The organism is Streptomyces sp., assembly GCF_036524955.1.
In the GTDB taxonomy this organism is placed as follows: Bacteria; Actinomycetota; Actinomycetes; order Streptomycetales; family Streptomycetaceae; genus Actinacidiphila.
Window position 1 is genome coordinate 22,606 of the sequence record NZ_DATDBG010000332.1, and the last position, 7,609, is coordinate 30,214.

The window sequence follows — 7,609 nt, forward strand, 5'->3', positions numbered from 1 at the left end:
ACCCGCACGAGGCACCACGGGCCGCTCCGGCCCGCCCCGGGCCCGTGACCGACCCGCCGGCGAGGGCTCAGCGCGAGTCCGTCAGCCGGTCCAGCAGCTCGGTCAGCCGCTTCGTCACCGTCTCGCGGTCCCCGTCCGTCAGCGCCGAGCCCATGCCGACCGCGACCGCGCCGGCCGCCACCCAGTCCGGCGCCGCCTGGAGCGTGATGCCGCCGACCGGCAGGATCGCGGCCTGCGGGATGATCGCCCGGACGTCCACCACCCAGCTCGGGTCGTACGCGGTGGCCGGGTAGAGGGTGAGCGCGTCCGCGCCGAGCTCCATCGCGTGCACCGCCTCCGTGGGCGTGGAGACGCCGGGGAAGACCGGGACCCCGTAGCGGTGCCCGGTGCGCAGCACCTGCTCGTCCAGGTTGGGGGAGAGCAGGAACCGCGCGCCCGCGTCGATCGCCATCCGCGCGGAGACCGCGTCCAGTACGGTGCCGGCGCCGATCACGGCGTCGTCGCCGACCTCACGCACCAGGGTGGTGACGGCTTCCAGCGCGAACGGGGTGGTGAGGGATATCTCGAGGGTGGTGAGCCCGGCCGACAGCAGCGTGTCGGCGGTCGCGGCGGCCTGGTCGTAGCTCTCGCTGCGTATGGTGGCGAAAACCCGCTGGGCCAGTGCGGCCCGGGTGATCTCCCAGCGGTACACGGCGGTGCGCCCACCTTCCTGGTGAGGGACATGCGCGGCAGGCCGTGCTCCACTGCGTGGTGCACGGGGGATGCACGCTACTCGCCGCGACGGTGCGTCACATCCAGGGAGGCGGCAGCTGTCACCGCACCGTGACATGAGAGGAGCATGAGGACCCAGGCGTCCCGGAATCTCCCCGCGTGGAACGGCTACCGCAGCCCCAGCGACCCCCGGATTCCCACGGCCATCCGGCGCTCCGTGCGGCACGCTCGACCCCGCGTGTCGCACGGCGTGGTTCCCCCCTTCAACAGGCCGTGCTTCACCCCGCGTGCGTCGAGAACAACCCGCCCGTCGGGCCCTGCTTGTCGCCGCCCTGAGCCTTCTTCAAGGCGTTCGCCAGGCCCTCGATGGTCAGGGACTGGAGGATCACCCGGCCGCTGCCCTCCAGGGTGGCGAGCGACAGGCCCTCACCGCCGAAGACCGCGTTCATGATGCCCTGGCGGTTGAGGCCGCCCACGCGCTGGACGCCGTACTGGACGCCCTCCTCGAAGGCGACGATGCAGCCGGTGTCCACGTCGAGCCGGCCGCCGAAGTCGGCGAGGTCGAGGTCGATGAAGTTGCCGGCCCCGGCGATGATCACGGTGCCGTGGCCGGTGAACTTCTCCAGGACGAAGCCCTCGCCGCCGCTCGTGCCCGCCCGGCCGCCGGCGAAGGCGATACCGAACCGCACGGTGGCCTCGGCGGCGACGAACGCGTCCTTCTCGGCGAACCAGGCGCGGGAGCCGGTGAGTTCGAGGGCGCGCATCTCGCCGGGCAGCACGCCCGCGAAGCCGACCGTGCCCTCACCGCCGGACGCGGTGAAGTACTGGAAGGCCAGGCTCTCGCCGGCCAGCGCCCGCTGGCCGACCTGCATCGCGGTGCCCATCGCCTGCCGCAGCATGCCGCCCATGCCGCCGCCCTGCTGCCCGCCGCCGGGGCCGCCGAGCCGGGTCTCCATCGAGACGTTCGCGGTCTTGAACAGGAACTTGCCCGCCTCGCAGTACACCGTCTGGCCGGGTTCCAGGGTGCAGACGGCCATCTGCATGGCGTTGCCGACGATCTGCTGCCGCAGGGTCACAGCGGGCTCCTCACGAAATGCGTGCCGGGTCGTGCGCGGGATACGGGGGTACGGAGGTCCGAAGCGGGCCCCCCTTGAGTACCGCCCCCGCGACGTACCGCCCTGTCAACGTACCGCCCGCGCGATCCGGTTCCGCGGCATGGCGGGGGCGCTGCGCGGGTGCCGGTTCCCCTCCGGCGCGGGCTGCCGTTGCGCACGCTCCCCGCCCGCGTCGAGGAAGCGGGCCAGCGGGAGGGTGGCGGCGCCGACGGTGACCGCGTCGGCGCCGAGCCGGCCGAGCTCGATGGAGGTCTGCGCGCAGGGATGGCGCAGGGCGTACGCGGCGGCGAACTCGCGCACCTCGGGCAGCAGGCGCGGGCCGAGCAGCAGCCCGGCCCAGCCGCCGATCACGATGCGCTGCGGGTTGAACAGGTTGATCAGGTCGGCGATGCCCGCGCCGAGGTATTCGGCCGCCTCGGCGAGGAGCGCCGCGGCCCCGGGGTCGTGGTCGGCGGCGGCCAGCAGCGCGGCGAACGCGCTCTCCTCGCTGACCCCCTCGGGCGCGGACGGCCAGCGGCCGAGCAGCGCCGCAGCGCCGACGTACGCCTCCAGGCAGCCGCGCGCGCCGCACCGGCAGACCCGCCCGCCGACCCGCAGCGTGGTGTGACCCCACTCCCCCGCGCTGCTGCTGGCGCCGCGGTACGGGTTCCCGTCGACGACCACGCAGGCGCCGACGCCGGAGCCGATGAGGACGATGACGACGTTGCTCGCGCCGCGTCCGCCGCCGAACCACATCTCGGCCTGGCCGAGGGTCTTGGCGCCGTTGTCGATGTAGAGGGGCAGGGCGGTGCCGGCCCGCAGCAGCCGGCCCAGCGGTACGGCGTCCCACTCGACGGTCTGGCCGTGCACGACGACGCCGTCGCCGTCGCCGGGCCCGGTGTCGCCCTGGTCGACGATGCCGGGTACGCCGACGCCGACGCCCAGCACCTCGCTGTCGGCGACGCCGGCCTCGCGGACCACGGACGCGATGCCCTTCAGGGCGAGGCGGACCACGTGGTCGACGTCGTGACCGCTGCCGGACAGCGGAAGATCGGCGGCGGCGCGTTCGGTCAGGGCGAGGTCGAACAACTCGACGCGGACCCGGGTCTCGCCGACGTCGACGCCGATCACGTATCCGTATCCGGCCGAGACCTGGAGCAGGATGCGCGGACGGCCTCCGTCGGACTCGACGGCGCCGGCCTCCTCGACCATGCCGTCGGCGATCAGCTCGCCGACGACGTTGCTGATCGAGCCCGCGCTGAGGCCGGTGTCGCGGCCCAGCTCCTGGCGGCTGAGCGGGCCTTCGAAATACAGGTGCCGCAGCAGCGCCGAGCGGTTGCCGCGCCGCAGGTCACGCACGGTGCGCCTGCTCTGCTCAGCCATCGCGTCTCCCTTCCAGGGCGTCCGGCGTGAATCTATCGCTGCGCGAGGTCTTGACGCCAGCTTTTCTCACATGTTAAATCACGGCTTAAATTAACACTCCGGGCTGGACGGACCTCACCGCCGCGGTCCGCGCCTCGTACCACCCGCACGTCGGCCACGGCTTGGCCGTGCGGGCGCTGCGGGCCGCGCACCCCGGTCTGCGGGTCGGCGTCGTCAACAACCTGAGCCCGTGCGAGTCGGCCCCCGACCGCGACGCCGACGTCGCCGCCGCCCGGTGCGCCGGACGGACACACCGACCGGTGGTGGCCGGGCCCGATCCACGGGCGCGGCCACCCGCCGGAGATGGTCGAGCCGTACGGCGTGGACCTGCCGGTCAAGGACGGTGACCTGGAGTCCGTCGCGGCTCCGCTGGACCGGCTGGGCCTGAACTACTACGCCCCTCGGGTCGTCACGGACGACCCGAGGGGCCCGGCGCCGTACGCCAAGGCGGTGTACCTGCCGGGTGTGCGGCGGACCGCGACGGACTGGGAGGTGACCGCCGACGGCTTGGAACAGCTCCTGGTCCGGCTCTCCGAGGAGTACGGCGCGCGCCGCGTCCTGGTCACCCGAGAACGGTTCCGCCCACCCTGACACGGTGGGCGCCGACGGGCAGGTGGACGACCACGAGCGGGTCGCCTGTCTGGAGCAGCACCTGGCCGCCTGTGCCCGCGCGGTCCGGCACGGGGTGCCGCCGGCCGGGTACTGCGCCTGGTCGCTGCTGGACAACGTCGAGTGGGCCGACGGCTACGACAAGCGGTCCGGCCTGGTGCACGTGGACCGTGCCACGCAGAAGCGCACGGTCAAGGGCAGCGGGCGGCGGTACGCGGAGAACCCCGCAAGCGCACCGCCGCAGGGTACGCCGCGCGGCGTGACCTCCGGCGTACCGCTCAGCTCCCGCCGGCCGGCCGTTCGATGAGCCGGCCGGCCGGCTCCGCGGTCACCGAGCCGTTCTCCGCGACCAGCCGGCCACGCAGCCAGGTGGCCCGGACCACACCGTGCAGGGTGCGGCCGGCGTAGGCGGTGATCGGGTTGCGGTGGTGCAGCCGGGCCGGGTCCACGGTGAAGGTCTCCTCGGGCGCGAGCACGGCGAAGTCGGCGTCGTACCCTTCGGCGATGGCGCCCTTGACGGCCCCGAGTCCGGCCAGCCGGGCCGGCTCCGCCGACATCCAGCGGACGACGTCGGTGACGCTGTGACCGCGGCGGCGCGCCTCGGTCCACACCGCGGACAGGCCGAGCTGGAGCGAGGAGATACCGCCCCAGGCGGCGGCGAAGTCCCCGGTGTCCTTGCGCTTGAGGTCGATGGTGGACGGGGAGTGGTCGGAGACCACGCAGTCGATGGTGCCGTCGGCCAGGGCCTGCCACAGCACGTCCTGGTTGGCGGCCTCCCGGATCGGCGGGCAGCACTTGAACTCGGTGGCGCCGTCCGGCACTTCCTCGGCGGTCAGGGTGAGGAAGTGCGGGCAGGTCTCCACCGTGATCCGCACGCCCTCGCGACGGGCCTCGGCGATCAGCGGCAGCGCGGAGGCGGACGACAGGTGCAGGATGTGGATGCGCGCCCGGTACCGCTCGGCCAGCGCGATCAGCCCGGCGATGGCGGTGTCCTCGGCGGCCGGGGGCCGGGAGGCGAGGAAGTCCGCGTACTTGGGGCCCTGCTTCTGCGGGGCGCCGTCGATCAGCCCCGGGTCCTCGGCGTGCACGATCAGCAGCCCGTCGAAGCGGGTCAACTCCGCTATGGCCTCTTCGAGTTCGGCCGGGCTGAGCTGCGGGAACTCGTCCACGCCGGAGTGCAGCAGGAAGCACTTGAAGCCGAAGACGCCCGCGTCGTGCAGCGGTCGCAGGTCCTTGGCGTTGCCGGGCACCGCGCCGCCCCAGAAACCGGTGTCGGTGTGCACCCGGCCGCGGGCGGTCTCCCGCTTGATGTCCAGGTGGCCGGTGCTGGTGGTGGGCGGGATGCTGTTCAGCGGCATGTCGATGAGCGTGGTGATGCCACCGGCCGCAGCGGCGGCCGTCGCGGTGGCGAACCCCTCCCACTCGGTACGGCCTGGATCGTTGATGTGCACGTGGGTGTCGACCAGGCCGGGCAGCAGTACGTCGTCGCCGAGATCGGTCAGGCGCGCGCCGTCCGGGACCGCGGCGTCGTACGCCCGCACCGCGCTGATCTTCCCGCCGCTGACGGCGACCGAGGCGGGCCGCTCGCCCTCCGGGGTGACGACGCGCGTCGAGCGCAGCACCTGTTCCTCCACCACGTGGCCTCCAGCTCCGCGCGAAATTCAACGTTCTGTTGAATGCCATGGTGGGTATCGTTCAGCGAGGCGTCAAGTGCGAGTAGAGTTCCACACAGCGAAAACTGAATTTCGTGATTGCCAAGGGGGAGCGTACATGGCTGCCGACCGCGCCGGTGGGGTCCAGTCGCTTGAAAGAGCCTTCGACCTGCTGGAACGGATGGCCGAAGCGGGCGGCGAGGTGGGCCTGAGCGAGCTGTCGGCGAGCAGCGGACTGCCGCTGCCGACCATCCACCGGCTGATGCGCACCCTGGTCGCCTGCGGCGGCGTCCGGCAGCAGCCGAACCGCCGGTACGCGCTCGGCCCCCGGCTGATCCGGCTCGGTGAGAGCGCGTCCCGGCTGCTGGGCACCTGGGCCCGGCCCTACCTCGCGGAACTGGTCGAGGCGACCGGCGAGACCGCGAACATGGCGCTGCTCGACGGCGACGAGGTGGTCTACGTGGCGCAGGTCCCCTCCCGGCACTCGATGCGGATGTTCACCGAGGTCGGCCGCCGGGTGCTGCCCCACTCCACCGGCGTCGGCAAGGCGCTGCTCGCGGCGGTGCCGCCGGACCGGGTTCGGGCGCTGCTCGCGCGTACCGGTATGCCGGCGGCCACCGGGCGCACGATCACCGACCCGGAGGCCTTCCTCGCCGAACTCGACCGCGTCCGCGGGCTCGGCTACGCCGTGGACGACAGCGAGCAGGAGGTCGGCGTCCGCTGCCTCGCGGTCGGCGTCCCCGACTCCCCCACCCCCGCCGCCATCTCCGTCTCCGGTCCGGCCGGCCGCCTCACCGAGGCGGCCACCGACAAGATCGTCCCGGTCCTCCAGGACGTGGCCCGCGAACTGTCGCACGCGCTGAGCGCCCACGGCACGTCAGCGGGCTAGGGCCGGCCGGACCGCGATCAGCGGGGGAGGACCATGTCCTCCACCGCCTCGCGGACCGCGTTGACCGGGGCGGCCAGGGCGCTGACCGATCCGAGTGCCGCGGCGACCAGGAGCAAGGAGTGCCGGAGGTGTTCGATGTCGACCAGGCCGGACGCCTCGTCGGCCGCCGCGGCCTGGTGGTCCAGCGCGGCGAGTCCGTCCTCCGCGACGGCGCGGTCCGGTAACTGGGGCCGGTACGCCGACAGTTCGCGCCGCAACCGGGCGACCGCCGTACGCAGCCCCGCCCCTGGGCCCGCCGGGTACTGCGTACCCCCGGGCGTGCCGTCCGCCGCCGCCCGAGCGGCGGTACCGCTGCGGTCGTCGTCGAGCACTTGAGTCTCCCCCACCACGTACCCCTGCCTCGTTCTCCGCGCCCGGTGATCGCCTGCCACGGACCCCGGGGCGGATCAGTAAACGCGACTCGGCGGCATCCGCGCTACAGCGTTGTTGAAAATTGCGCTGAATTCCATGCCGTCTTTCGCGGCAGGCCAAGACCGGGGTGGAAAGGAAGCTTTACTGATCGTTTTCGGCGCTCCGCTCGGCGACCCGCCACACGGTGATGTCGACCGTCACGTACGCGTCCGGGGCGCCCGGCGGGGTGAGCCGGCGGTACGCGACCAGCGCGGTGGTGCCGTCCGCCGAGCGCACGCACAGCCGCGAACCGTCGCGCAGCAGCCGGCGCGGAACGGAGACCACCTGTCCGGTTTCGCTGCGGCACCCGGCGAGCGTGTCCGGCTGCTCCGGATCGAGCATCGCCAGGGTGCCGCGCTGCTCGTCGGTGACGAACGCGTCGGCTTCCGCGGTGTACCCGAAGGCACCGCCGAGGGCGCCGGGCCGGACCAGCAGCGTGTCCGGCCCGTACGACACCCCGTACCCGGCGGGTATCCGCACTCCCCGGTACACCGTGCCGCCCACCGGCTCCGGCGCCCCGGTCGCCTCCCCGCCACCGGTCCCGGGGGTGTCGGGACCACCGGTGGGTCCGTCCGTCGGCGCCGGTACGGCGCCCTGTCCGTCGCCCGGCGCGGCGCCCGGCAGCACGCTGCCCCGGCCGGCGCTCTCCACCCGCCCGTCCCCGTCGAACCCGCCCGCCAGCGCGACCCCCGCGGCCACCACGACCGCGAGCCCGGCCAGCAGGCCCACCCGTCCCCCGCCACGCCGCCGCACCGAGGGCAGCGGCACGTGGAGGTGCGGGG

General features: G+C 73.6%; 6 protein-coding genes and 2 pseudogenes. 2 read left to right on the top strand and 6 right to left on the bottom strand.

The window, feature by feature from the left end; genetic code table 11:
• Nucleotides 1-67: 67 nt before the first annotated feature.
• The 3 genes from VIW71_RS26295 to VIW71_RS26305 all read right to left on the bottom strand — a co-directional run bounded on the left by VIW71_RS26295 (nucleotide 68) and on the right by VIW71_RS26305 (nucleotide 3,188).
• Nucleotides 68-691, bottom strand: a complete 624-nt coding sequence (locus tag VIW71_RS26295; RefSeq protein ID WP_331625131.1) for a bifunctional 4-hydroxy-2-oxoglutarate aldolase/2-dehydro-3-deoxy-phosphogluconate aldolase — start codon at nucleotides 689-691, stop codon at nucleotides 68-70.
• 298 nt (nucleotides 692-989) lie between these two features.
• Nucleotides 990-1,787: an AIM24 family protein gene (locus VIW71_RS26300; protein ID WP_331625132.1), complete on the bottom strand. Its 798-nt coding sequence runs from the start codon at nucleotides 1,785-1,787 to the stop codon at nucleotides 990-992.
• Between the two features lie 105 nt (nucleotides 1,788-1,892).
• Nucleotides 1,893-3,188, bottom strand: a complete 1,296-nt coding sequence (locus VIW71_RS26305) for an ROK family transcriptional regulator (protein ID WP_331625133.1) — start codon at nucleotides 3,186-3,188, stop codon at nucleotides 1,893-1,895.
• 98 nt (nucleotides 3,189-3,286) lie between these two features.
• On the opposite strand from VIW71_RS26305, the pseudogene VIW71_RS26310 reads away from it, so the two are divergent.
• Nucleotides 3,287-4,099: pseudogene (locus tag VIW71_RS26310) on the top strand (family 1 glycosylhydrolase); the annotation flags it as partial.
• 15 nt (nucleotides 4,100-4,114) lie between these two features.
• On the opposite strand, the gene allB reads toward VIW71_RS26310, so the two are convergent.
• Nucleotides 4,115-5,473 (bottom strand): allantoinase AllB, encoded by a 1,359-nt coding sequence (gene allB / locus VIW71_RS26315; RefSeq protein WP_331625134.1) that lies wholly within the window; start codon nucleotides 5,471-5,473, stop codon nucleotides 4,115-4,117.
• A 133-nt stretch (nucleotides 5,474-5,606) separates the two neighbouring features.
• Here allB and VIW71_RS26320 point away from each other — a divergent pair, with 133 nt between their 5' ends.
• Complete coding sequence (locus VIW71_RS26320; RefSeq protein ID WP_331625135.1) at nucleotides 5,607-6,377, top strand: IclR family transcriptional regulator; 771 nt, start codon at nucleotides 5,607-5,609, stop codon at nucleotides 6,375-6,377.
• A gap of 17 nt (nucleotides 6,378-6,394) precedes the next feature.
• Here the strand turns inward: VIW71_RS26320 and VIW71_RS26325 are convergent, their stop codons facing one another.
• Nucleotides 6,395-6,655 (bottom strand): DUF5955 family protein, encoded by a 261-nt coding sequence (locus VIW71_RS26325; RefSeq protein WP_414720854.1) that lies wholly within the window; start codon nucleotides 6,653-6,655, stop codon nucleotides 6,395-6,397.
• Nucleotides 6,656-6,929: 274 nt separating this feature from the next.
• Nucleotides 6,930-7,609, bottom strand: a pseudogene (locus tag VIW71_RS26330) (hypothetical protein); the annotation flags it as partial.

Bases quoted from the DNA above. Each gene is read 5' to 3' on its own strand.
- VIW71_RS26320 (WP_331625135.1), top strand. From the start codon at position 5,607: ATGGCTGCCGACCGCGCCGGTGGGGTCCAGTCGCTTGAAAGAGCCTTC.
- VIW71_RS26305 (WP_331625133.1), bottom strand. From the start codon at position 3,188: ATGGCTGAGCAGAGCAGGCGCACCGTGCGTGACCTGCGGCGCGGCAAC.